Origin of the sequence: Enterobacter sp. BIDMC109 (assembly GCF_001037885.1) — a bacterium.
Classification (GTDB): Bacteria; Pseudomonadota; Gammaproteobacteria; order Enterobacterales; family Enterobacteriaceae; genus Enterobacter; species Enterobacter hormaechei_C.
The window spans coordinates 3,369,349-3,393,176 of the sequence record NZ_KQ090002.1; the positions used below are offsets into that span (position 1 = coordinate 3,369,349).

Genomic DNA, 23,828 nt, shown 5'->3' on the forward strand with positions numbered 1-23,828 from the left:
TCGGCTCAGCCGTTCTGCTGCCAGCTAAACGTGTAGCGCAGCCGGCGGTTTTGCAGAATGAAGGCCGGGGCTACGCTCGGGCTCCATGAGTCGTCCCCCCCTACGCCCATGTGAAACGCATCAAGATTCAACCAGCAGCCAGCCTCTTCCCGCAGCAAATGCTGATGCGTTGTCTCATGCAGCTGCCGCTGGCTATAACGGCTCAGGGAGAAATGGAACTGTCCCTGCAACTGATGGGAGCCAAACGTCAGCTCGCGGGTGTCGCAGCGCAAACCGTTCTCCGTCGGGAAGATATACGGCGTCTGCATCTCTTCCAGCGGTAACGCCCAACGCCCCTGCTGCGCCGCCAGTTTTCTGTCCGGATAGTTCTCCAGCGGGCCTAGCCCCAGCCAGCGCACCGTTTCCGGGATATCCGCCAGCATAACGCTCAGGCCCACGCGAGCGGGCTCAGGAATATCAGACGCCACCGTCACCTGCACATCACCGTGCAGTACCCCGTGGTCATCAATCCGCCAGACCTTGCAGCTGATAAACAGCGCTTTCCCCTGATGTTCCCAGACATGCTGCGTGGTCACCACCACCTCACGGGCATGCTGCTCCGCTTCACACTGGAGGAGCCGCGCGGACATCTCATACATTCCCGCCGCTTTCCAGCGTTCCACCCACGCGTTCGGATCGATGCGGGTCGCCTCGCTGACGCCAATGTCATTGTCCAGCGGCGCGCGGGTGAAGTTATCCGTTAGCGGGTAACGGAGCGTTTCAGCACCCTCGTTCCACCACTGGGTCAGGTTTCCGGTGAGACGGCTAAACTGCCAGCGCTGCTGCTGATGAGTAATGTCCAGCGCCTCGTCCTGCACCGTTAGCTGCGGAGGGGTTCCGCCTGCTTTCGGGGGCGCAAGGTACAGCGGAGCCGGGAGCGGCCACTGATCCCAGGCACAACGGTGGTCGGGCGGCGACCAGGGCGTGGCCTGCGGCTGAACGATTTCCACGTTGAGCCAGACCTCGCCCGGCTCAGCGTCAAGCTCAGGCAGCGGGATCTCAACACGCTGCGTCTCCTGAGGCGCAACAGAAAGGGGTGTTTTGCCGGAAGCCAATACCGCACCGTCACGCGCCACTGACCATCGCAGATGCTCGTTGTCAGTATGACGGAACAGATAATCGCTCTGGATATCGACGACCAGCGGAACGGTGCTCACCAGCGTAAAGGTAAAGAACTGCTGGGCACGCTGCGCCTCGTAAAGGGCGGGGTGCGGAGTGCGATCGGGAAATACCAGCCCGTTGAGGCAGAACTGACGGTCGTTGGGCTTATCGCCAAAATCGCCGCCGTAGGCCCAGAATGCCGTGCCGTCTTCCGCTTTTTTCGTCAGCGCCTGATCGACCCAGTCCCAGACAAACCCGCCCTGCAACCGGGGATGGCTGCGGAATGCCTGCCAGTAGCTGGCAAAGCCGCCAAAGCTGTTGCCCATCGCGTGGGCATACTCGCACAGGATCAGCGGACGGGTTTCGTCCGGCATGCCGATCCACTTTTTAATCGACCACTTTGGCACCGCCGGGAATGGCTGATCCTGATCGACGCGGGCATACATCGGGCAGACAATATCGGTAGCGGCCGTACTGGCGCCACCGCCTTCGTACTGCACCGGCCGCGTGGGATCGGCGGTTTTCAGCCAGCGGTACAGCGCATCGTGATTCGCCCCATGCCCGGACTCATTCCCCAGGGACCAGATGATGATGGACGGATGATTCCGGTCCCGCTGCACCATACGCGTTACGCGTTCGCTCATGGCAGGCAGCCAGCGCGGATCGTCCGCCAGGCGGCTCATCGGCACCATGCCGTGGGTTTCAATATTCGCCTCATCGACCACGTACAGGCCGTAGCGATCGCAAAGCGTGTACCACAGAGGATGGTTCGGATAATGCGAGCAGCGCACGGCGTTGAAGTTATGCTGCTTCATCAGTTCGATGTCGCGGCGCATGGTCGCCTCATCCATCACCTGCCCCTTCTCAGGATGATGTTCGTGACGGTTCACGCCGCGGATCAGCAGCGGTTTGCCGTTAAGCTTCAGCAGGCCGTTGCTGATTTCGACGCGTCTGAAACCGACATCGCAGGCTTCAGTCTCCAGCACGTTACCCTGCGCATCCCGAAGCGACATTGTCAGCCGATAGCATTCCGGTGTTTCAGCGCTCCACAGCGCGGGAGCGTTCACGGGGATCGCCACCGTGAGCCGTTCTGCCCAACTGCCGCGTTCGTCCACGATGGCCGATCCGGGCTGCTGCGTGGTTTGCGCGCAGGCTTCGCCGTTACGCCACAGGGTAAACGCCACCTCGCATTCGGCGTAGCGTGAGCCTTCCAGCGCAACGTCAACCCGGAGTATCGCCCGATCGCATTCGGCATTCAGATCGGTCACGATCTGATAATCGGCAATTCGCGTTTCCGGCTTGTGCAGCAGCGAGACGTCACGGAAAATGCCGCTCATCCGCCACATGTCCTGATCTTCCAGGTAGCTTCCGTCGCACCAGCGTAACACCATCACCGCCAGACGGTTCTGCCCCGGTCGCAGCACCGCGCTGAGATCGAACTCCGCAGGCAGACGGCTGTCCTGCGAATAACCCACCCACTGGCCGTTACACCACAGATGAAAAGCTGAATTCACCCCGTCAAAAATAATGCGGGTTTGCCCGCTGCACAGCCAGGCGTCATCCATATCAAATGTGAGCGAGTAACAACCGGTTGGGTTTTCAGCCGGAACATACGGCGGGTTCACATTTATCGGATAGGTGACGTTGGTATAGATGGGAGTATCAAATCCCTCCATCTGCCAGTTCGACGGCACGGGCATCCCAACGGCGTCAGCCAGATCGTCCGTTAACCATGTCTCGGGAACCTGCTCTGGCGCCGGGAAAAAGCTGAATCGCCAGACGCCATTAAGCAGACGCTTGCTCAGCGAAGGCTTATCCTCGCGGGCGAAGGTATCATCGCGCCAGCTATGAAAAGGCGCGTGTGCGGCCAGACGATTCCACTGCGTCACGCCCGGGTTTTCCCAGTCACGACGCGCCAGAAGTGCGCTGAGGGTCAGCGGCAATGTAGAAGACATATCAACCTCTTTGCGAAGCGCTCACAATTTCAGCCAACATGCCCTGGTAAACGGTGGCGGTAAAGACTTTGATCGTCACCAGGCGAGCACGATCACAAAAGTGCTAGCTGCGCGCCAGTTTCTCCGCCAGCAGCGCCAGAGTTCTGAGCTGTTGCGCCAGATCTTCACGATCGGCCTGCTGTGCGGCGCGCGGCGCGGTGGAATGACGCACGATCAACGTAACGGGAAGTTGTTCCTGCCAGCATTCGTCGTGATGGGCAGGTGCCATCAGCCGCTCCACGCTGCGCTCACCGGCCTCGCGGAACGCCTGCCGAACGGTGGTGAGCGGAGGTGAAAACCACGCGCTGTCAGCCGTATCATCAAACCCGACAACCGAGATCTGCCCCGGTACCGCAACGCCTTTTTCCGCACAGGCGCGTAAAACGCCAAGCGCCATCTGATCGTTAGCGACGAGGATCGCCTCCGGCAGCTGCGCGCCCGCCAGGAGCTGATGCCCTTTCTCATAGCCCGAGGCCGCGCTCCAGTCGCCCTGCGCCACCGCAAACGCCTCCACGCCGGCCCGGGCCAGCGTGGTTTTCCATCCCGCCAGACGAGCCCGGGCAGAGACAGAACTTTCCGGCCCGGCGAGCAGCGCAATTCGCTGGTGCCCCAGCGAAAGCAGATGCTCTGCCCCCAGGCCAGCGCCCTGTTCGGCATTGAAAACAAGGCTGTTAACCCGAGCTGTGGGGGAAACATCGAGAAAAAGAACCGGGGTCGGCGAGGCCATTTCCTGAAGCATTTCTGCCTGTGCATCTTCCAGCGGAACGTTCACCAGCAGCGCCTCCACGCGCTGCGCCAGTAATTCCTGCAAAGCAGCCTGACACTGCGCGGGTTGCTCCACCATGGAGATGAGTACGCTAGCCCCCTGCTCCACTGCCCGGGATTTTACAGCTGAGGCGATTTGCGACGGCGCATGCAGCGCCAGATCGCTGGTCATTAGCCCCAGCGTGCGGGTACGTTTCCCGGCCAGCTGCTGCGCGCCACGGTTAGGCACATAGTGTAGCGCCGCCATGGCCTGCCGGACCTTTTCCCGCGTACGGGCAGAAACGTGTTCTGCGTCGTTAATCACCCGGGAAACGGTCTGATAGGAAACGCCCGCCACGCGGGCAACGTCATAAAGAGTGATCGCTTTCATACATTCTGGCGTCGTAAAAAGAGAAGTCTCTATTCTGACACAGTTACGCCATCATAGCCTGTGAGCGCTTCGCAAAATTAAACAATCCGCTCCGGCTGCGCGGCTTTCTGAATGCGCGGCCTCTGGCGAAACCACGGCAAACAGAGCTGGATCAGCGGGCCGATGGTTAATGCATACAGTACGGTTCCAACGCCAAACGCTCCCCCGAGGAAGTAGCCGACGATCAACACGGTCACCTCGATCGCGGTACGCACGCTGCGGATCGACCAGCCCAGCCGGGCATGTATGCCGGTCATCAGACCGTCGCGCGGGCCTGCGCCAAAACCCGCGCCGATATACATCCCGGTGGCAAGGGCGTTAACCACAATGCCGGAAACCAGCAGGGTGATGCGCACGGGCAGCGAGGTGAGCTCAGGGATCAGCGCCATTGACGCATCGGCCGCCAGACCAATACAAATCACATTACTGATAGTACCCAGTCCCGGCAGCTGACGCAGCGGGATCCACAGCAGCAGCACCGCGGCCCCGGTTAAAATAATCACCGTGCCGATGCTCATCCCGGTCTGGATGGCGACGCCAAGGTGAAAGACATCCCACGGGTCGACACCCAGATCCGAACGAATAAACATCGCGGTTGAAAGCCCGTACAGGCCTAAACCGACATAAAGTTGTACCAGACGACGTACCATTTTCTCTTCTCCGAAGAACCAGGTTCCATCTTCGGTGAAAATGGCACTATGATTAATGTCCAGTTTTCAAATAGTGGACTGCACATGTCATCACGTCGTTTTGGTAGCCAGTCTCTGGTTCGCCTGTTAGGGCACTGGCAGCAAGCCTCTTCCCGTACCCCGCTGTGGCGCCAGCTGGCTGACGCGTTACGCCTGTTAATTCTGGATGGCAGGCTGGCGTTAAACACGCGCCTGCCCGGAGAGCGGGAACTGGCCGCCGCTCTGAGCGTAAGCCGCACCACCATCAGCAGCGCGCTGGCACATCTGCGGGAAGAGGGTTATCTGGAGAGCCGTCACGGCAGCGGTTCGCGGGCGATCCTGCCAGACAGCCGCGCCGTGCCCACGCTTTCTACTGCCAGCGCGGCGCTGGATCTCTCAACCGCCGCACTCAACGCGGGACCAGAGATCCACCAGGCCTACGCCCACGCGCTGACGGCCATCACGCCGAATCTGGCGCTGACCGGGTACGATCAGCTTGGGCTTCCGGCGCTGCGTGAAGCTATCGCCGCCCGCTACACCGCACGCGGTCTGCCCACCCGGGCAGACGAAGTGATGGTAGTGAACGGCGCCGTCAGCGGCTTCGCCCTGATCTTAAGAATGATGACCGGTCCCGGGGATCGCGTGGTGGTGGATCATCCCACCTACCCGCTGGCGATAGCCGCTATTCAGGGGGCGCTATGCCGGCCCGTGGGCGTTTCGCTGCCTGAAACGGGCTGGGATACCGACGGTTTTGCCGCAACGCTTGCCCAGACCGCCCCGCGTCTGGCCTATCTGATGCCGGATTTTCATAATCCGACCGGACGTTGCATGGATGCCGTGACGCGCCAGACCATAACCGACATCGCCGCGCAGACCCGCACCACGCTGGTGGTGGATGAAACCATGGTCGATCTCTGGTTCGATGTTCCCCCGCCGCCGCCGCTGGCCGCCTTTAACCCGGAGGCCACGGTGATGACGCTGGGTTCCGCAGGTAAAAGCTTCTGGGGTGGGCTGCGTCTCGGCTGGATCCGCGCCTCGTCACGCACTATCGCCACCCTCGCGCAAACGCGCGACACGCTGGATCTGGGCTCTCCGGTGCTGGAACAGCTGGCCACGCTGTGGCTTATCGAAAACAGTGCAACCTTCCTGCCTGCCCGGCGGCAAATGCTGGCAGAACGGCGCGACCGCTGCGGCCAGATGCTGCGGGAACATTTCCCCGAATGGCGGTTTCAGGAAGCGGAGGGAGGGCTTTCATACTGGATTGAATTACCCGGCATGCTGGCGACACAGCTGGCGGCACGCGCCGAAACGACAGGCATCATTATGGGCACCGGCACGCGTTTTGGACTATCAGGCGCGTTTGACCGCTACCTGCGTATGCCCTTCTCACTCAGTTCACCAGAACTTGAAGAGGCATTATTGCGGATCAAACCGCTGTGGCGTGCATTAAATAAAAGTGTAGCGCCAGTAAAACGGAGCCTGGTGTAAATTATTCGCCAGAAACAATAAAAACTGCTGACTGTATCGCATGCAGTCAGCAGTTTTCATGAAGAACAACTTAATGTTGAGGTGGAATCGGGAAGCCTTTCAGCGAAATAATGAAATTATCCCCTTCTTTCTTTATTTTTGCACCGGTATCACACCAGTCAGACGCAATACGAAAGAACTCATCACTTCCTACATTCCAGCCAAGACGAACATGTTTCACGTAGCCGGAACGTAACAGATTGCAGGCCTCGTTGTAGTCACTGGCAGTCGTTAGTTGTTGTTTCATTTTCTCTTCTTCAGAAGTTTACGTAGTGCTTTGATTTCTTTAGGAGTAAATGGAGTTACGCTCTCTTCTTCCGTATGCTGATTATCAATATCCTCTTCCGATACTCCCGCCTCTTCTACTGCTTCAAATGCCAGCAGCAGCAGTTTCTCTGTGGTCACGCTTAAATTCTCATTATTTTCTTCCGCATAGTGGCGAAGTCTTTCTTTTAGCGCTTCATCAATTTTAACGTTTAAAACCGCAGTAACCATGATTGTCACATCCGTTCGGAACACGTGTTTAATTTAATACACGAAGATAAGTTTGTTATCCAGATATATATTTTTTAGCTTATGACAGAATAAAGGCATCGTAAATAAAATGACAGTCTATTATTACAGGTTTATGACATTATTATTTCAGTTAAATGAAGTCTGTATTACACGCCAGGATAGCAGAATCGGTAAAGCAACCGTTGAACAGCTACGGACTGTTGACGCTGGGTTTACCATTAGCGGTGGCGCAGGCTAGGCTGGCGATCGGCAAAGCGGCCTTTGACGGACTAAAGATATCCTGATCGCTGCTCTGTTTGTAGTAACATTGTCGGCATGTGACGCATTCTGACTCTTAATATTGTTCCGGATGACACAGGAGCAGTATGCAATTTGAACTTTTTTGTTACCTAGTGGAAATATGATGCGCTTGTTGGAACTGGCTGATCAGCATAGAAAAGAAGCGAATAAGCTGTTAAATCCAAAGACAAAATCTGCACTCGGTCAGTTTATGACCCCGGCTCCGATTTGTCTGTTCATGGCAAGCCTGTTTGACGACATAAAAGGTGACATCAAGCTACTCGATCCAGGCTGCGGAGTGGGGTCGCTCTCTGCGGCGTTCGTAGAACGAGCGTTGCGCCTTGATGTCGACAAGATGGAGCTCGACGCCATCGACATTGCAGAAGTGATGCTTCCGTATCTTAGCAAGACACTGAAAGCCTGTGATGAGGCTGCAAATGGAAAATTAACCCATAAAATTAGTAAGGTAGATTACATACTTGAGGCAAGTCTGGCTAAAAATATTTCGACCAGTGAAGAGCCAGGGACTTATAGCCATGTGATTATGAATCCCCCTTATAAAAAAATTCTCTCGTCGAGCGCTCACCGGGCCTCTTTACGCAATGCAGGCATAGAAACGGTCAACCTATACTCTGGGTTTGTGGCGTTAGCTTTGAAACAGCTGAAAAAGGGAGGAGAATTAGTGGCGATTATTCCACGCTCTTTCTGTAATGGCCCTTACTATCAGCCTTTCCGCGAGCTTTTACTCTCTGAAACGTCCATCAAGCACATCCACATTTTCGACTCCCGTAATGCGGCATTTGCTGAGGATGAAGTGCTTCAAGAAAATATCATCATTCACTGTGTTAAAGGCGTTCCGCAGGGGCAGGTTATTATCACCTCCAGCCCAACGTCAGATTTTCATCTTGATGAAGAATCCGGGCAAATCACGGCCACCGATATGACGCAGCGCAAGGTGTCGATAGACAAAATAGTTAACCCAGCAGACAAACAAAAGTTCATTCATATCGCTGCAAGTCCCAGAGAACAGGACATAATCGAGAGATTATCCCCTTTTACAACAACTCTGGACGAGCTTAATGTTCAGGTTAGTACTGGGCCGGTAGTTGACTTTCGCCTTAAAAATGACCTCAGAGAAAGAATGGATTCCGGGTCAGTGCCGCTACTTTTTCCTCAGCATTTGAACGGCAAAGTGAATTGGCCCCTTGATGGGAAAAAACCTAATGCAATTAGGGTTTCCGAATCATCACGTCCCTGGTTATGGAAAAACCAGGGCTACTTCCTGATTTTAAAAAGATTTAGCAGCAAAGAGGAAAAGCGTCGCATTGTCGCAACATTATATGACTCCTCACTTCCTGGCGAGTTGATCGGTTTCGATAACAAAACCAATGTCTTCCATATTCAGAAGAAGGGTATGGATGCGGATCTCGCCCGCGGGCTTTATATCTATCTGAATTGCACTTTGCTGGATAAGTATTACCGTCAGTTTGGTGGGCATACTCAGGTAAATGCCTCTGATTTAAGATCAATTCATTATCCATCAATGCAAGTATTGCGAAAAATGGGTAGTGAGTTCGATGATGAAGTGCTTAAACAGAACCAAATTGACGAAATTATTAACAGGGAGTTAGATCTTATGACGAAAGGAAAAATCGCTGACCCGTTGAAAGCGCAGGAAAAAATAGAGCAAGCTCTTGATGTGTTGCGTCAACTTGGAATGCCTCGTGCTCAAATAAACGAGCGTTCGGCTTTAACTTTGCTCGCATTGCTTGATCTTCATCCTGATGGCGAGTGGGAGAAAATTGAACGCCCAATGTTGGGTGTGACACCGATCATGGATTGGTGTAGAGACGTTTACGGAAAAGAGTACGCCCCAAACACACGTGAAACCTTCCGTCGACAAACGCTCCATCAGTTTTGTGATGGCGGAATAGCTATATACAATCCGGATAAACCCGAACGCCCCGTTAACTCCCCTAAAGCTTGCTATCAGATAGCGCCTGAACTGCATACCGTGTTATTAAACTATGGTTCTGCCAAATGGGAAACAGCGCTTAAAGAACATATGGGCAACGTACCGACCTTAGTTGAGCAGTATGCCATGGCGCGAAAAATGGAAATGGTGCCATTAAAGCTGAATGACGGTACTGAATTAGAATTAAGCCCCGGTGCGCATAGTCAGCTCATCAAGGATATCATCGTTGAGTTTGGTCCTCGTTTCGCTCCTGAAGCAGAAGTTATTTACATCGGAGATACTGGCGCGAAGGAAGATCATTTTAGAAAAGACCGACTTGCGGAACTGGGAGTAAATGTTGATCGAAAAGGTAAACTGCCCGATGTTGTTCTTTATTGGCAAAAACGCAACTGGTTACTTTTAATTGAATCAGTTACTTCCCACGGGCCCGTCGATGGAAAGCGTCACGGTGAGTTAGCAAAATTATTTGCTTCTGCTAAACCCGGATTGGTATACGTTACAGCCTTCCCTGACCGGAAAGTGATGGCAAAATATCTGATGGAATTATCCTGGGAAACAGAGGTCTGGGTAGCTGATGCTCCAACCCATATGATCCACCTGAACGGCGATCGATTCCTTGGACCCCATACTTAAACCGAAAACGTCATCTTCGATTAAGGGAGCCGGATATAATCGGCTCTATATCAGAATGATTGTTGGCAAAGAGATGAGGTTTTAATCTATACGACTTAGCGTAAGCTCAAATGGGTGGGGGCCCTGCCAGCTACATCCCGGCACCCACGTCGTCTGCCCTGGCTGCTTCCTTCCGGACCTGACCTGGTGAACAGAGTAGCGTTGCGGGAGAACCAACAGAGCCCCCATTGAGAGCGTTGATAACCAACGCGCTGGCGCATTATCCCTGTGGAGCACCTCAATTGCAAGCCGCTGGCAACCGGATGCTGGATTATTGCGCAAACTGCCCCGACAATCTTCTTTATCTTCGTATAACATTACCCTTCGCTGATTTCCCGCAGGAGAAACAATGGACGAACATGACACTTTCCCACAGCGAGTGTGGCAAATCGTAGCCTCGATCCCGGAAGGCTGTGTCACGACCTATGGGGAAGTCGCCCGGCTGGCGGGTTCTCCACGCGCGGCGCGTCAGGTAGGCGGCGTGCTAAGGAGGCTACCAGAAGGAAGCACGTTACCGTGGCACCGGGTCGTCAATCGCCATGGCGCCATTTCCCTCACCGGGCCAGACTTGCAGCGCCAGCGTCAGGCTTTACTTTCAGAAGGGGTGCAGGTGTCCGGGGCAGGACAAATTGATATGCAGAAGTATCGCTGGGAGTACTGACGCCCTCTCCCGTCAACATGGAGAGGGCGAAAGAGAATTACAGCTGTGTTGGCGGTGTAGGCAGAGTCGGCTGATTGGTCTGCGTTGCAACAGGCACTTCAGTTTGCTGCACCGGTACCAGGTTCAGGTCGATTTTGGTGCCGCCTTTGTTGACCGCTTCCTGCACGGTATCGGTGATAAAGACCAGCTTATCGTTGATCGTTACCGCCGCGCTCAGGAGGATACGCGCATTGGGTTGCACGTCAGACGGGTTGTACGGCAGCACAAAGCTGAACGGCGCCTGTTTACCCTCTGTACGAACCGCGCGCTGCGCAAGCACTTTAGACGGCGCATCCGCCAGGGAAGCATCAGACAGCGTGACCGTTAAAACCGCATCCGGCGGCAGCGCAACCTTCTGTTTGATCCAGATCGTACCGGAAACATTTGGCTGCTGAATAGCTTGCTGTGAAAGGGTGTTAATCCCGTTTGCGCTTGCTGTTGGCACCGGTACATCGGCACTCTTACCAGCACAGGCGGACAACGCTACCGCAATTGCTACACCACTGAGCATAGGCACGAGTTTCATTGAAGTCTCCTTATCATCAATGCACCAGCGGGATCGATCCCATCTGATGTCGTTTTATTCACATAACGAATACAAGTGTGGCACAAATCACGGATTTATGCCTAATTTCGTCCGGATATTAAGATTATTCTACCCATCGGACCACTTTCATTTCTGGGTTATACTCAGCGTATCTTTCGCCACGGCGTTTATTGAGGACCACTATGAGTCAGGCACTGAACAATCTGCTGACATTACTGAACCTGGAAAAAATAGAAGAAGGGCTATTTCGCGGACAGAGCGAAGATTTAGGCTTACGCCAGGTTTTTGGCGGCCAGGTCGTGGGGCAAGCGCTGTATGCCGCCAAGGAGACCGTCCCGGCAGACCGTCTGGTGCACTCGTTTCACAGCTACTTTTTACGCCCCGGTGATAGCGCTAAACCGATTGTTTACGACGTGGAAGTTCTGCGTGACGGTCAAAGCTTCAGCGCCCGTCGCGTGGCGGCCATCCAGCATGGCAAACCCATCTTCTACATGACCGCCTCGTTCCAGGCGCCAGAGCCGGGCTATGAGCATCAAAAAAAGATGCCGTCTGCCCCGTCGCCGGACGATCTGAAATCGGAAACCGAAATTGCCCGCGCTCTCGCGCATCTGCTGCCGCCGCAGGTAAAAGAGAAGTTTCTGTGCGATAAACCGCTGGAGATCCGCCCGGTCGAATTTCATAACCCAATGAAGGGGCATACCGCTGAGCCCGCCCGCCAGGTGTGGATCCGCGCCAACGGCAGCGTACCCGCAGATTTACGCGTGCATCAGTACCTGCTGGGGTATGCGTCGGATTTCAACTTCCTGCCGGTTGCGCTACAGCCGCACGGTGTGGGCTTCCTCGAAAAAGGGATGCAGGTAGCCACAATTGACCATTCCATGTGGTTCCACCGTCCATTCGATATGAATGAATGGCTGCTTTACAGCGTGGAAAGTACCTCTGCGTCCAGCGCGCGCGGCTTTGTACGCGGGGAGTTTTACACTCAGGATGGCGTGCTGGTGGCTTCTACCGTGCAGGAAGGTGTGATGCGTAATCGCGGATGATGTAAAAAGCCCGGTGGCGCTGCGCTCACCGGGCCTGCGAATTGTGCTTTTTCAGGCCGGGTAAGGCGAAGCCGCCGCCCGGCAAGGCACTCAAATTATGCGTTATAGGCATTCTCGCCGTGGCTGTTGACGTCCAGGCCTTCGCGCTCCTGCTCTTCCGGCACGCGCAGCCCAACGGTCATATCAGCCAGCTTGTAACCGATAAAGGCCACAACACCGGACCAGACAACGGTGATCGCGATGCTTTCCAGCTGTACCAGCACCTGATGCATCATGGTCACGCCTTCTGCGTAACCTACTCCGCCCAGAGATTGGGCAGCAAAGATACCGGTCATGATACAGCCGACGATGCCGCACACACCGTGTACGCCGAATACATCACACGGATCGTCAACGCGCAGAACACGTTTCAGTGCGGTAACGCCCCACAGCCCCGCCAGTCCTGCGACGATACCGATCAGCAGCGCACCGCCCACGCCCACGTAACCGCACGCTGGTGTAATACCTACCAGACCGGCAATCGCCCCGGAACAGGCACCCAGCAGCGATGGCTTGCCGCGAACGGCCCACTCGCCAAATACCCATGAGAGGATAGCGCCGGCGGTTGCCACAACGGTATTCACGAAGGCCAGCGCGGCGATTTCGTTAGCGGCGCTGGCTGAACCTGCGTTGAAGCCGAACCAGCCAAAATAGAGGATGGCGGTGCCGGTAAAGACCATCGGCAGATTGTGCGGCTTGAATGCTTCCTTCCCGAAGCCCACGCGCTTACCAATCAGGTATGCGCCTACCAGACCTGCTACCGCGGCGTTGATGTGCACAACGGTACCGCCCGCAAAGTCCAGCGCGCCATGGGAAGCCAACAGACCACCTCCCCAGACCATATGCGCAATCGGGATATAGGAGAGCGTCAGCCAGACCACCACGAAAATCAGTACCGCAGAGAAGCGGATACGCTCAGCCAGCGCGCCCACAATCAGCCCCACGGTGATGCAGGCGAATGAGCCCTGGAACGCGACATGAATATACTGATAAAAACTGCCCATCACCGCGGTCAGTTCGATATTTTTCAGCATCGCCCAGTTAACGTTGCCGAAGAAGGCGTTGCCCTCCCCGAAGGCCAGCGAGTAACCGTAAACCACCCACAGCACGCACACCAGCGCGAACGTGACGGCAACCTGCGTCAGCATGGAGAGTACGTTCTTGCCGCGGATCAGGCCGCCGTAAAACAGCGCGATCCCCGGAATCGTCATGAACAGCACCAGCGCGGTGCAAATCATCATAAAGGCGTTATCGGCTTTGTCTGCCACAGCAGGTGCAGCCATTGCCAGGCCCGGCAGCAGTGCCAGCGAACCCAGACCTGTTTTCATTGTTGCTTTCTTCATTTTCTCGATCCCTATCACTGTGTGCCAGGAGTTACTTACAACGCCGCTTCGTCAGATTCGCCGGTACGGATGCGAATGACGCGCTGTAGTTCGGCAACGAAAATTTTGCCGTCGCCAATTTTTCCGGTGTAGGCTGCTTTGCTGACGACATCAATCACCTCATCAAGCTGATCGTCGGCAATCGCCACATCAATCTTCACTTTTGGCAGGAAGTTAACGCTGTATTCCGCCCCGCGATAAAGCTCGGCATGACCTTTCTGACGCCCAAAGCCTTTCACTTCGGTGACAGTCAGTCCCTGAATACCCATGGAAGACAGCGCTTCACGCACGTCTTCGAGTTTGAATGGTTTGATTACCACCGTAACCAGCTTCATATATCCCCTCCAGTCAGAATTCGGTAATGGCCGCAGCTAACACGAAAGGGATATTGCAAAGGGTGTGCCAGAAGTGAAAGGTGAGGAGGAAAGCGCCGCGGCGCGCATGCGCCGGGTAGGGATGAAAAAAAACGCACCATGGCAGTGCAGGGTGCGTTTCAGTTTTGCACCAACGGTTAAGTCTGTTAGCGCATTGCCTTGTTATGGTGCATCAGGCGCTGAGTGACTCTTCCTCGCGCGCGCTGGCGGCCAGTTCGTCGCCTGCCAGCTGCAACTGATACATCTGCCAGTAGCGTCCTTTTGCCTCAAGCAGCGCTCTGTGCGTCCCCCGTTCAACGGCCTGGCCACGGTGCAGCACCAGAATGGTATCGGCATCGACGATGGTTGAGAGGCGGTGGGCGATTACCACCAGCGTAGTGCGATCCCGCACGGCAGCCAGCGCCTGCTGGATCGCCTGCTCGGTACCGGAGTCAATGCTTGCGGTCGCTTCATCCAGAATTAACACCTGTGGCGTCTCAATCAGCACGCGCGCCAGCGCAAGAAGTTGCTTTTGCCCGACCGAGAGATTATTGCCCTGCTCACCCAGCCGGGTATGGATCCCCTCGCTTAACCCGCGCGCCAGATCCGCAAGCTGCACCGTTTCCAGCACCTCCCATACCTGCTCAGGCGTGAAAGGTCGTCCCAGCGTCACGTTGGCATAAAAGGTATCCGCCAGTACCACCGGATCCTGCTGCACCATCGCGACGCCCTTACGTAACGCGTTGTGGCTAAGCGCGGCAAGCGGCCGTCCGTCCAGACGGATCTCCCCCTGCGTCAACGGATAGTAGCCCATCAGCAAACTGGCGAGCGTGCTTTTGCCGCTGCCGGTATGCCCAACCAGGGCGACAAAACCGCGCGACGGTACCTCGAGGTTGATATCCTGCAAGACAAGCTGGTCGTCGCGGTAGGCAAACGAGACATGATCAAACGCTATGGATCCACTTTCCAGCGGGCGTTCGTCATCGCCATAGGTCTGACGCGGCCTGTCCATCAGCTCGAATACACGCTCGCCCGCAACCACCGCCTGTTGCAGCATCGATTGCTGCGTGGTGAGTTCAATCAGCGGTTCGTTAAGGCGTCCAAGGTAGCTGATAAATGCGTACAGTACCCCCACCTCGATGGTTCCGCGCGTCGTCAGGCCAAACAGCATCAACAGCCCGCACAGCACTAGCGCAGAGAAGAGGCTCAGCAGCGGGCGTAACAGGAAGCCATCCAGCCGTAACGTCTGCATCCGCGCCATATAGTGCGAGCGGCTGGCTTCTCCCATTCGCTCGCCAAAACGCGCCTGCTGGCGAAACTGCTGGATAACGCTCATGCCGTTGATCACTTCGTTGAAGCCATCATTGATATCTGCGAGGTAAGCGCGCACGCGACGAACAATCGGCGTGCTGTAGCGCTGGTAAATTACCATCACAATCAGCACCGCCGGGAAAATAGCGATCGCCACCAGCGCCATACGCCAGTCCAGGCTGAACATCGCCACCAGCATCGCGCCAATCAACGCGGCACTGCGCAGAACCGTTGCGACAACGGTTACATAGAGGTCGCGGATCACCTCGGTGTCATTGGTGACGCGCGAAATAACCTGCCCGACCGGCTGAGTATCAAACTCGCTCAGCGGCTGGCGCAGCGCGGCATCCATCACATCCGTGCGAAGCTGCTGGACCACGCCCACGGCGGCCCGGTTAAACAGCAGCGACTGCGCATAGTGCAGCCCCGCCGCCGTCAGCTGTAGGCCGACATACGCCACGCCCAGCCCCGCCACCAGCCCCAGCGGCAGATAGTTTTTCGCCACCATATTGTCGATGAAATAACTGATAAGCAGCGGACCGGTCACCTCCGCAATCGCGGCGATCCACAGCAACAGCACGGCGATGGAAAGCGGTTTGCGCCACGGTGAGCCATAGGCCAGCAGCCGTTTTAACGTCGGCCACATCTGTCCAAACTTACGCATCGGCGACCTCCTCATCCAGCGCGGCTTCAAGCTGTTGATAGCGGTACATATCCCGATACCATCCGGTCTGCCCGGCAAGCTGCTCATGCTGACCACGCTGAGCAATATGCCCGTGCTGAAGCACCAGAATTTCACTGGCTTCGGTAAGGGCCGACAGACGGTGCGCGCTGATGATGACCGTGCGCCCCTCTCCCCACTGGCGAAGGTTATGCAAAATTTGATGTTCAGTACGCCCGTCAACTGCGGACAGCGCATCATCCAGTATCAGGATCTCAGCGTCCAGCAGCAGCGCGCGGGCAATAGAGATACGCTGTTTTTGTCCGCCGGAGAGCATAACGCCCCGCTCACCCACTTCCGTATCGTAGCCCTGCGGCAGGCGCAGAATATCCTCGTGGACGCTGGCCAGACGCGCCACGTGCTCGATCTGGTCCTGTGTCGCCGTCGGACACCCGAGCGCGATATTGTTGGCAATGGTGTCTGAAAACAAAAACGGCGTCTGGCTGACGACCGCCAGGCGGCTGCGCCAGTCATCCAGCAGCAGACGTGGCAGAGGGACGTCGTGGAAACGGATATCGCCTTCGCTCACGTCAAAATGGCGCTGAATCAGTGACAGAATGGTGCTTTTACCGGAACCCGTCGGGCCACAGATGCCCAGCATCTGACCAGGACGCAGCGTGAAACTGACGTTCTCAAGCACCGGATGTTCCGTTTGCGGGTAGATAAAGGCGCGGATATCAGCCTTGAGAATACCCGGACCTTCCGCCACCGGCTCGCTGCCATCGTTCACGACCGGCACTTCCGCCAGCATGGCGCGGATACGGCTGTAAGCGGCGCTCCCGCGTTCAACGATATTAAACATCCAGGCCAGCGCCAGCATCGGCCAGATCATCAGCCCAAGGTACATCGCAAAGCTGGTTAACTGCCCGAGGGTCATCGTGCCTTGCACCACCATCCAGCTGCCGCCGCCCACTGCCAGCAGGTTCGCCATGCCAATCGCAATATAAATTGTCGGATCGAAACGGGCATCAATACGCGCCACGCGCATGTTTTTCGCGCCGGTATCGGCGGCGTCGGCGGCAAACAGCGCGGACTGGCGGTCTTCCAGACCAAACGCTTTAATCATGCGGATGCTGGTCATGCTCTCCTGGGTGCGATCATTCAGCGACGAGAACGCCGCCTGCGCCAGCTTAAAGCGTTCATGGAGCTGCTCGCCGTAGCGGTTAATTGCCAGCGCCATCAGCGGCATCGGCAGCAGCGCCAGCAGCGTGAGCTCCCAGCTAATTTGCGTAGACATCACAATCAGTACCGCACAGCCCATCACCAGGGAATCCACCAGCGTTAGCACCCCTTCACCGGCGGCAAACACCACGCGGTCTACATCGTTAGTGGCGCGGGCGATGAGATCCCCGGTACGGTGACGCAGATAAAACTCAGGGTGCTGGCGGCTCAGCTGGCGGTAAAAGTCCTCGCGCAGCTCAACGGCAAGCTGATAGGACGCGCCGAACAGCAGCACGCGCCAGACATAACGCAGCAGGTAAACCACCACGGCCGTCAGCACCAGCGTACCGCCCCACATCATCACCCGTGCGGCGGTGTAATGTTGTTCCGTAACGCCATCCACGACGTAACCCACCACTTTGGGCGGGATTAGTTGCAGAATGGCAATGATAATAAGCAGGGCCACCGCGCCGAGGTAGCGTTGCCACTCCCGACGAAAGTACCAGCTTAATTGGGCAAATAATCGCACGCGGTCTTTTCCTGAAGGTATTTTAAGAAGTTATTCAATGGGTAACGCTGTGGTGTATTTAATCTGTTCCATGGCGAAACTGGAGGTGACATCGGACAAGCCTGGTACGCTATTGACCAGCCGCTTGTAGAAATCATCGTAGCGCTTCATGTCTGCCACCTGAACGCGCATCAGATAGTCGTATTCCCCCGCCATGCGCCAGAAGCCGAGCACTTCGGGCATGTCGGAAACCTGGGTGACGAAGCGGCAGTACCATTCGCTACTGTGATGCTGCGTTTTTATCAGGACGAAGGCGGTCAGTCCAAGCCCCAGTTTTTCGGGATCCAGCAACGCCACGCGTCCCAGCAGAATGCCATCATCTTCCAGCTTCTTGAGGCGCTTCCAGCACGGTGTGGTGGTCAGATTAACGGCATCTGCCAGCGCCTGCAAAGAGAGGGTGCAGTCGCTTTGCAGCAAAGAAAGCAGCTTACGATCAATTTTATCTAACATAGCCACCTCGAAGAGAAAATTATTCTCCTTACATTCTATTTTAAAGGTCAGATAGCAACAATTTTTTCTGTGCTTTTCGCTATGCTGGGCACAAAATGACAAACGGATAACTACGATGAATAGCACCTGGGTTAAACATGCCATCAGCGAAATAAATGCCGACTATCAGCGCTCGGCAGACACCCACTTGATCCGCCTGCCTCTGCCTGGATTTCCCGGCATTCAGCTTTACCTGAAGGATGAAAGCACCCATCCTACCGGCAGCCTGAAGCATCGCCTGGCGCGTTCACTCTTTTTATACGGTTTATGTAACGGCTGGATTAAAGAAGGCACCACGATTATTGAATCGTCGTCCGGATCAACTGCCGTCTCCGAAGCCTACTTTGCCCGCCTGCTGGGCCTCCCGTTTATCGCCGTGATGCCCTCCTGCACGGCGAAACGTAAAGTCGAACAGATCGAATTTTACGGCGGACGCTGCCACTTTGTGGAAAGCGCCTGCGAAATCTATGCGGCCTCCGAAATGCTGGCCCGCGAACTGAATGGTCACTATATGGACCAGTTTACCTTCGCCGAGCGCGCCACCGACTGGCGCGGCAATAATAACATTGCGGACAGCATTTTCCGCCAGATGACCCACGAGCCGCATCCTGTTCCCTCTTACATTGTCATGAGCGCGGGCACGGGCGGAACCTCCGCCACCATCGGACGTTATATCCGCTGTCAGGGTTATGATACGCAGCTGATGGTAGTTGACCCGCAAAACTCGGTGTTCCTCGATTACTGGCAATCCCGCGATGCCAGCCTGCGCAGCCCCGTGGGGAGCAAGATCGAAGGGATTGGTCGCCCGCGCGTCGAACCCTCGTTCATTCCGGACGTTGTGGATGAGATGCTCCGCGTGCCGGACGCCGCCAGCGCCGCGACGGCGCACTGGCTGGAGACACAGCTTGGCCGTAAAGTCGGGGCTTCCACCGGCACCAATATGTGGGGCGCGCTACAGCTGGCCGCGAGGATGCGCGAAGAAGGCCGTACCGGCTCTGTCGTCACGCTGCTGTGTGACAGCGGGGAGCGCTACCTGGACACCTATTACAACGCAGAATGGGTGCAGGCAACTATTGGCGATGTAGAACCGTGGAAAGCGCAGATTTCGCAGCTGGTGAAATAAAAAAAAGCCAGGCTTTAGCCTGGCTTGCTGGAAGGGTCTCACTATTCGGGGGAATATGGGAGGTTATTTTTGTCCAGCCAATGCGTCAAAAAATGGGACACCGCTTCGTTACGACAGTGTCCGATAACCGGTAAATGCGGGAGCGCGGCAATAAGTTGCGGCATCGCGTTCCCCATAATCAGTCCACGACCCACGCTGCTCAGCATCTCGTGGTCGTTCATGGCGTCACCAAAGGCCATACAGTCCTGCATCGTCAGCCCCAGATGATCGCTCAGCACCGCCAGCGCAGATCCTTTGTTACAGCCCACCGGCAGCACTTCAAGGCAGTCCACCGCCGAGAAGGTCAGGTGCGCCCGGTCGCCCAGCGCCTCGTTAAGCTGAATACGCAGGCGGCAGAGATCGTCGTGATCGCCACAGAAGCAGATCTTGGTCACCTTGTGTGCCGGAATGCGGCGCAAATCGATAAGCTGATATTTAAAGCCGCTGTAAACGTGAGCGTGCAGCAAGGCCGGGATCTCACGCCCGGTAAACCAGCCTTCATCATTAAAAACATGCACGCTGGCCTGCGTATCCCAGGTGCTGTGCAGGACAATGTCCGCCACTTCCGGATTCAGATCCTGACGGTGCAGCATATTGCCGTCGACGGAGTGAATGCGCGTCCCGTTGCCGGTGATCAGGAACGCATCGAGGGCAAATGTTCCCAGCAGATGGCGCATCTCGAGAACATGACGACCAGTGGCAAACGTCAGGGTGACTTCACGCTCGCGCAGGCGCTTAAGTGTGTTCAGGGTTTTCTCCCCTAAACGGTGATCCGGCATTAACAGCGTGCCGTCCATATCAAATGCAGCGAGCCGAGCCATAATTACTCCCGAAATGTGATGCGGTTAACTTGTGCATCAGTATTACGTGAGATATACGGAAGTAATAGTGAATAGATGATAATTATTGTTCCGGGTTTTTCATGCGCCAGCTTAATCGTCTTAACCAGTATCAGCGTCTGTGGCACCCCTCCGCCGGCGCACCGCAGCAGGTTACCATCAGTGAACTTGCCAGCCGCTGCTTTTGCAGCGAGCGACATGTTCGCACCCTGCTGCGCCAGGCGCAGGAGGCGGGCTGGCTAAGCTGGCACGCCCGCTCCGGACGAGGTAAGCGTGGGGAATTACGCTTTCACGTCACCCCGGACTCGTTGCGTAATACGATGATGGAAGAGGCCCTGAAAAGTGGACAGCAGCACAACGCGCTGGAGCTGGCCCAGCTCGCGCCTGAAGATTTGCGATCGCTGCTGCATCCGTTTATGGGCGGGCAGTGGCAGAACGATACGCCGACGCTGCGTATTCCCTACTATCGCTCGCTGGAGCCGCTCCAGCCAGGGTTTCTCCCTGGCCGGGCGGAGCAGCATCTGGCGGGACAGGTATTCTCTGGTTTGACGCGTTTTAATGGTAACAGCAGTGAACCCACGGGCGATCTGGCGCATCACTGGGAAATCTCCGCTGACGGCCTGCGCTGGCATTTCTACATTCGCTCCACCCTGCACTGGCATAACGGCGATAAAATAGAGACGGCACAGCTCCGGCAAAGCCTGACGGCGCTGTTAACGCAGCCCGGCTTGGGCACGCTTTTCCGCAGCGTCTTACGTATCGAAACCACGCATCCGCAGTGCCTGACGTTTATTCTCCATCAACCTGACTACTGGCTGGCGCACAGGCTGGCAACCTACTGTAGCCGTCTGGCGCATCCCGATTACCCCGTGGTGGGCAGCGGTCCCTTTCGACTGAGCGTTTTTGAGCCTGAACTGGTGCGTCTGGAAAGCCACGAGCAGTATCACCTTGGCCATCCGTTGCTTAAGGCTATCGAGTACTGGATCACGCCCCAGCTTTTTGACTACAGTCTGGGCACCAGCTGTCGCCACCCGGTGCAAATCGCCATTGGCGAGGCCGACGAGCTGGCCAGCCTGCGGCTGGTGAGTAACAGCACCAGTCTGGGTTTCTGCTACCTCACGCTGAAACAGAGCCCACGTCTGAGCGAACTTCAGGCAAAGCGGCTGATTAATATCATTCATCTCTCAACGCTGCTGCACACGCTTCCCCTGAACGAAGGGCTCATCACCCCTACCGAGGAACTGCTTCCCGGCTGGGCGATCCCCCAATGGCCTGATTTAACCGACGTTGCGCTGCCAGAGGCATTGACGCTCGTCTACCACCTGCCGGTTGAGCTTCACACCATGGCCAGCCAGTTAAAAGCATACCTTGCGCGGCAGGGTTGTGAACTGACCGTCATCTTTCACGACGCCAAAACGTGGGACGGGTGCCAGCAGCTTGCCGATGCAGACATCATGATGGGAGACAGACTGATTGGCGAAGCGCCAGCGTACACGCTTGAGCAGTGGCTCCGCTGCGATGCGCTCTGGCCGCATCTGCTGAGCGCACCGGCATACGCCCATTTGCAGGCCACGCTGGATGCGGTGCAGACGCAGGCCGACGAACGTGACCGACACGCAGGACTTCAGGCTATCTTCAGCCGGTTAATGGAGACAGCCGTCCTGACGCCGCTCTTTAACTACCAGTATCAAATCAGCGCGCCTCCGGGCGTCAACGGCATACGCCTTAACACTCGCGGCTGGTTTGACTTCACCGAAGCCTGGCTTCCTCCCCCAAACGCGTGAAGAAGCTGGTCGCCGCTTTAGCCAGGCGTTAACATGACGCTTTTACTGTAACTGTCGAGATGATCTATGAAACGTGCCGTCGTCGTGTTCAGCGGAGGACAAGATTCCACCACCTGCCTGATTCAGGCGCTTCACCAGTATGATGAAGTGCACTGCGTCACTTTTGATTATGGTCAGCGTCATCGCGCTGAAATCGATGTCGCTCGTGAACTGGCCCTCAAACTGGGCGCCCGCGCTCATAAAGTGCTGGACGTGACGCTGTTAAATGAACTGGCCGTCAGCAGCCTCACCCGCGACAGCATTCCAGTGCCTGATTACGAACCGGATGCCAGCGGCATTCCGAGCACCTTCGTACCGGGCCGCAACATTCTCTTCCTGACCCTGACGGCGATCTATGCCTACCAGGTGAAAGCCGAAGCGGTGATCACGGGCGTATGTGAGACCGACTTCTCTGGCTACCCGGACTGCCGGGATGAATTCGTGAAAGCACTCAATCACGCTGTCGATCTGGGAATGGCAAAAGAGACCCGCTTCGAAACGCCGCTGATGTGGCTGGATAAGGCTGAAACCTGGGCCCTGGCCGACTACTGGGGCAAGCTGGATGTTGTTCGCAACGAGACCCTGACCTGCTACAACGGCATTAAAGGGGACGGCTGCGGGCAGTGTGCCGCCTGTAACCTGCGCGCGAACGGTCTGAATCATTATTTTGCGGATAAAGCGGGCGTGATGGCCGCGATGCAGAAAAAGACCGGGCTGAAATAAGGGCTACCTGACCGTGCTGTCGAACGGTAAGTGTCGACAGCACAGTTATTCCTGAACATTTCTTACGCGATCATCAGCTCCAGCTTTTCGCGCAACTCCCCTTCCAGCGGCAACGCTTTCTGGGTTTTGAGATCGATACAGACAAAGGTGATCAGCGCATCGGCCACCACCTGCCCTTCTGGCTCCAGCGTAACGACCTGGCTCAATACACCACTTTTGCCATTCAGTTGTTGGACCTCACTGGTCACGGTGAGCACATCCCCCAGCACAGCCGGGCGGCGGTAGTTAATGTTGATATTGACGACCACAAACGCGATGTTGTGTGCGGTCAGCCACTGGAAGCTTTCGCTGTTCTCCAGGCCGTCCCAGCGCGCCTCTTCAAGAAATTCAAGGTAGCGGGCGTTATTGACGTGCTGGTAAACATCGAGGTGATAACCACGGACTTTGATTTGTGTCTGCATAGCGCAATAGCCTTTCGTTGTTATAGGTTCAGAGGTCATAACTGGTATGACCTCTTTATCCTGGCAAATTTTTGCCGCAGTGCAAGTGATTACGCGATTACAGCGTCAGGTGTGCGAGATTGCGCTCAACCAGCGCGCTGCCCATACCCGGCACCTGCTTGAGATCGTCAAGGGTTTTGAAAGGGCCATACTCTTCACGATAGCTGACGATGGCCTGCGCTTTTTTTAGACCCACACCATTCATAACGCGGGCAAGATCGTCCGCAGAGGCAGTATTGATACTGACCCGCGTACCCTCGTCCTCAATGGCTTTCGTGCTGGCCGTCGCGTTGGCTTTAACATGACCTTGTGACGTTGCATCGGCCTGGTTTTGTGCAGCCTGCGCTTTAACCGAGGGGGACGCCGCCAGCGCGCCCGCACTCATCCCGGAAGTGGCAATAGCCAGTGTAATTAACAGTGCTTTGATTCCACATTTCATGCTGTTTTCTCCTTGTTTGTTGACAGCCACGCCACAATAACCGCACGGGAAAACAGGGACAAACAACAGATTGCAGAAATGGA

At 56.1% G+C, this 23,828-nt stretch carries 21 protein-coding genes and 1 other RNA gene; 7 read left to right on the plus strand and 15 right to left on the minus strand.

The window, feature by feature from the left end; genetic code table 11:
• Positions 1 to 5: 5 nt before the first annotated feature.
• From SK62_RS15955 to SK62_RS15965, 3 genes are all read right to left on the minus strand, one after another.
• On the minus strand, positions 6 to 3,095 hold the full coding sequence (locus tag SK62_RS15955) for a beta-galactosidase (RefSeq protein WP_047718602.1): 3,090 nt from the start codon (positions 3,093 to 3,095) through the stop codon (positions 6 to 8).
• 103 nt (positions 3,096 to 3,198) lie between these two features.
• Positions 3,199 to 4,269: a LacI family DNA-binding transcriptional regulator gene (locus tag SK62_RS15960; RefSeq protein WP_017694402.1), complete on the minus strand. Its 1,071-nt coding sequence runs from the start codon at positions 4,267 to 4,269 to the stop codon at positions 3,199 to 3,201.
• A 77-nt stretch (positions 4,270 to 4,346) separates the two neighbouring features.
• The gene (locus SK62_RS15965; RefSeq protein ID WP_047718601.1) at positions 4,347 to 4,958 is read right to left on the minus strand and encodes a membrane protein YczE; all 612 of its coding nucleotides are present in this window, start codon (positions 4,956 to 4,958) and stop codon (positions 4,347 to 4,349) included.
• Positions 4,959 to 5,042: 84 nt separating this feature from the next.
• Here SK62_RS15965 and SK62_RS15970 point away from each other — a divergent pair, with 84 nt between their 5' ends.
• Positions 5,043 to 6,464, plus strand: coding sequence for a MocR-like transcription factor YczR (locus SK62_RS15970; RefSeq protein WP_047718600.1), 1,422 nt, complete (start codon positions 5,043 to 5,045; stop codon positions 6,462 to 6,464).
• 70 nt (positions 6,465 to 6,534) lie between these two features.
• Here SK62_RS15970 and SK62_RS15975 read toward each other — a convergent pair whose 3' ends face one another.
• Entirely contained in the window at positions 6,535 to 6,750 is a 216-nt protein-coding gene (locus SK62_RS15975; RefSeq protein ID WP_047718599.1) for a hypothetical protein, read from the minus strand.
• Complete coding sequence (locus tag SK62_RS15980; RefSeq protein ID WP_047718597.1) at positions 6,747 to 6,998, minus strand: hypothetical protein; 252 nt, start codon at positions 6,996 to 6,998, stop codon at positions 6,747 to 6,749. Before SK62_RS15980 ends, SK62_RS15975 begins: the two co-directional genes overlap by 4 nt.
• 421 nt (positions 6,999 to 7,419) lie before the next feature.
• Between SK62_RS15980 and SK62_RS15985 the strand changes: the two genes are divergently transcribed.
• A complete protein-coding gene (locus tag SK62_RS15985) occupies positions 7,420 to 9,906 on the plus strand; it encodes a BsuBI/PstI family type II restriction endonuclease (RefSeq protein ID WP_226877233.1) in 2,487 nt (828 codons plus the stop codon).
• A 121-nt stretch (positions 9,907 to 10,027) separates the two neighbouring features.
• Here SK62_RS15985 and ffs read toward each other — a convergent pair.
• An RNA gene (ffs, locus tag SK62_RS22455) (signal recognition particle sRNA small type) lies at positions 10,028 to 10,124 on the minus strand.
• 170 nt (positions 10,125 to 10,294) lie between these two features.
• Here ffs and SK62_RS15990 point away from each other — a divergent pair.
• Positions 10,295 to 10,606, plus strand: coding sequence for an MGMT family protein (locus SK62_RS15990; RefSeq protein ID WP_003859016.1), 312 nt, complete (start codon positions 10,295 to 10,297; stop codon positions 10,604 to 10,606).
• A 37-nt stretch (positions 10,607 to 10,643) separates the two neighbouring features.
• On the opposite strand, the gene SK62_RS15995 is transcribed toward SK62_RS15990, so the two are convergent.
• Positions 10,644 to 11,171 carry a YbaY family lipoprotein gene (locus tag SK62_RS15995; protein WP_040117270.1) on the minus strand — a complete coding sequence of 176 codons (528 nt, stop codon included), beginning with the start codon at positions 11,169 to 11,171 and terminating at the stop codon, positions 10,644 to 10,646.
• A gap of 203 nt (positions 11,172 to 11,374) precedes the next feature.
• Here SK62_RS15995 and tesB point away from each other — a divergent pair, with 203 nt between their 5' ends.
• A complete protein-coding gene (tesB, locus tag SK62_RS16000; RefSeq protein WP_015571264.1) occupies positions 11,375 to 12,235 on the plus strand; it encodes an acyl-CoA thioesterase II in 861 nt (286 codons plus the stop codon).
• Between the two features lie 95 nt (positions 12,236 to 12,330).
• Here tesB and amtB read toward each other — a convergent pair whose 3' ends face one another.
• From amtB to SK62_RS16025, 5 genes are all read right to left on the minus strand, one after another.
• Positions 12,331 to 13,617 (minus strand): ammonium transporter AmtB, encoded by a 1,287-nt coding sequence (gene amtB / locus SK62_RS16005; RefSeq protein ID WP_015571265.1) that lies wholly within the window; start codon positions 13,615 to 13,617, stop codon positions 12,331 to 12,333.
• 35 nt (positions 13,618 to 13,652) lie between these two features.
• On the minus strand, positions 13,653 to 13,991 hold the full coding sequence (gene glnK / locus SK62_RS16010; RefSeq protein WP_006809867.1) for a P-II family nitrogen regulator: 339 nt from the start codon (positions 13,989 to 13,991) through the stop codon (positions 13,653 to 13,655).
• Between the two features lie 211 nt (positions 13,992 to 14,202).
• Positions 14,203 to 15,984: a SmdB family multidrug efflux ABC transporter permease/ATP-binding protein gene (locus SK62_RS16015; protein ID WP_015571266.1), complete on the minus strand. Its 1,782-nt coding sequence runs from the start codon at positions 15,982 to 15,984 to the stop codon at positions 14,203 to 14,205.
• Positions 15,977 to 17,731: a SmdA family multidrug ABC transporter permease/ATP-binding protein gene (locus SK62_RS16020; RefSeq protein WP_039271554.1), complete on the minus strand. Its 1,755-nt coding sequence runs from the start codon at positions 17,729 to 17,731 to the stop codon at positions 15,977 to 15,979. Before SK62_RS16020 ends, SK62_RS16015 begins: the two co-directional genes overlap by 8 nt.
• 30 nt (positions 17,732 to 17,761) lie before the next feature.
• Complete coding sequence (locus SK62_RS16025; protein WP_015571267.1) at positions 17,762 to 18,220, minus strand: Lrp/AsnC family transcriptional regulator; 459 nt, start codon at positions 18,218 to 18,220, stop codon at positions 17,762 to 17,764.
• A gap of 115 nt (positions 18,221 to 18,335) precedes the next feature.
• Here SK62_RS16025 and SK62_RS16030 point away from each other — a divergent pair, with 115 nt between their 5' ends.
• Positions 18,336 to 19,382 (plus strand): PLP-dependent cysteine synthase family protein, encoded by a 1,047-nt coding sequence (locus SK62_RS16030; protein WP_048249729.1) that lies wholly within the window; start codon positions 18,336 to 18,338, stop codon positions 19,380 to 19,382.
• Positions 19,383 to 19,423: 41 nt separating this feature from the next.
• On the opposite strand, the gene cof is transcribed toward SK62_RS16030, so the two are convergent.
• Positions 19,424 to 20,242 carry an HMP-PP phosphatase gene (gene cof, locus SK62_RS16035; protein WP_017383195.1) on the minus strand — a complete coding sequence of 273 codons (819 nt, stop codon included), beginning with the start codon at positions 20,240 to 20,242 and terminating at the stop codon, positions 19,424 to 19,426.
• Between the two features lie 101 nt (positions 20,243 to 20,343).
• On the opposite strand from cof, the gene SK62_RS16040 reads away from it, so the two are divergent.
• Positions 20,344 to 22,044: an SgrR family transcriptional regulator gene (locus tag SK62_RS16040; RefSeq protein WP_047718594.1), complete on the plus strand. Its 1,701-nt coding sequence runs from the start codon at positions 20,344 to 20,346 to the stop codon at positions 22,042 to 22,044.
• 66 nt (positions 22,045 to 22,110) lie between these two features.
• Positions 22,111 to 22,806, plus strand: coding sequence for a 7-cyano-7-deazaguanine synthase QueC (gene queC / locus SK62_RS16045; RefSeq protein WP_045327595.1), 696 nt, complete (start codon positions 22,111 to 22,113; stop codon positions 22,804 to 22,806).
• 62 nt (positions 22,807 to 22,868) lie between these two features.
• On the opposite strand, the gene SK62_RS16050 is transcribed toward queC, so the two are convergent.
• Together SK62_RS16050 and SK62_RS16055 are read right to left on the minus strand one after the other, a co-directional pair.
• Positions 22,869 to 23,267, minus strand: coding sequence for a YbgC/FadM family acyl-CoA thioesterase (locus SK62_RS16050; RefSeq protein WP_017694410.1), 399 nt, complete (start codon positions 23,265 to 23,267; stop codon positions 22,869 to 22,871).
• A gap of 97 nt (positions 23,268 to 23,364) precedes the next feature.
• A complete protein-coding gene (locus SK62_RS16055) occupies positions 23,365 to 23,745 on the minus strand; it encodes a helix-hairpin-helix domain-containing protein (RefSeq protein WP_017383193.1) in 381 nt (126 codons plus the stop codon).
• Between the last annotated feature and the right edge of the window lie 83 nt (positions 23,746 to 23,828).

Coding starts and splice junctions, on each gene's coding strand:
- SK62_RS15955 (WP_047718602.1), bottom strand. CDS start 3,095: ATGTCTTCTACATTGCCGCTGACCCTCAGCGCACTTCTGGCGCGTCGT.
- SK62_RS15960 (WP_017694402.1), bottom strand. CDS start 4,269: ATGAAAGCGATCACTCTTTATGACGTTGCCCGCGTGGCGGGCGTTTCC.
- SK62_RS15965 (WP_047718601.1), bottom strand. CDS start 4,958: ATGGTACGTCGTCTGGTACAACTTTATGTCGGTTTAGGCCTGTACGGG.
- SK62_RS15970 (WP_047718600.1), top strand. CDS start 5,043: ATGTCATCACGTCGTTTTGGTAGCCAGTCTCTGGTTCGCCTGTTAGGG.
- SK62_RS15975 (WP_047718599.1), bottom strand. CDS start 6,750: ATGAAACAACAACTAACGACTGCCAGTGACTACAACGAGGCCTGCAAT.
- SK62_RS15980 (WP_047718597.1), bottom strand. CDS start 6,998: ATGGTTACTGCGGTTTTAAACGTTAAAATTGATGAAGCGCTAAAAGAA.
- SK62_RS15985 (WP_226877233.1), top strand. CDS start 7,420: ATGATGCGCTTGTTGGAACTGGCTGATCAGCATAGAAAAGAAGCGAAT.
- SK62_RS15990 (WP_003859016.1), top strand. CDS start 10,295: ATGGACGAACATGACACTTTCCCACAGCGAGTGTGGCAAATCGTAGCC.
- SK62_RS15995 (WP_040117270.1), bottom strand. CDS start 11,171: ATGAAACTCGTGCCTATGCTCAGTGGTGTAGCAATTGCGGTAGCGTTG.
- tesB (WP_015571264.1), top strand. CDS start 11,375: ATGAGTCAGGCACTGAACAATCTGCTGACATTACTGAACCTGGAAAAA.
- amtB (WP_015571265.1), bottom strand. CDS start 13,617: ATGAAGAAAGCAACAATGAAAACAGGTCTGGGTTCGCTGGCACTGCTG.
- glnK (WP_006809867.1), bottom strand. CDS start 13,991: ATGAAGCTGGTTACGGTGGTAATCAAACCATTCAAACTCGAAGACGTG.
- SK62_RS16015 (WP_015571266.1), bottom strand. CDS start 15,984: ATGCGTAAGTTTGGACAGATGTGGCCGACGTTAAAACGGCTGCTGGCC.
- SK62_RS16025 (WP_015571267.1), bottom strand. CDS start 18,220: ATGTTAGATAAAATTGATCGTAAGCTGCTTTCTTTGCTGCAAAGCGAC.
- SK62_RS16030 (WP_048249729.1), top strand. CDS start 18,336: ATGAATAGCACCTGGGTTAAACATGCCATCAGCGAAATAAATGCCGAC.
- cof (WP_017383195.1), bottom strand. CDS start 20,242: ATGGCTCGGCTCGCTGCATTTGATATGGACGGCACGCTGTTAATGCCG.
- SK62_RS16040 (WP_047718594.1), top strand. CDS start 20,344: ATGCGCCAGCTTAATCGTCTTAACCAGTATCAGCGTCTGTGGCACCCC.
- queC (WP_045327595.1), top strand. CDS start 22,111: ATGAAACGTGCCGTCGTCGTGTTCAGCGGAGGACAAGATTCCACCACC.
- SK62_RS16050 (WP_017694410.1), bottom strand. CDS start 23,267: ATGCAGACACAAATCAAAGTCCGTGGTTATCACCTCGATGTTTACCAG.
- SK62_RS16055 (WP_017383193.1), bottom strand. CDS start 23,745: ATGAAATGTGGAATCAAAGCACTGTTAATTACACTGGCTATTGCCACT.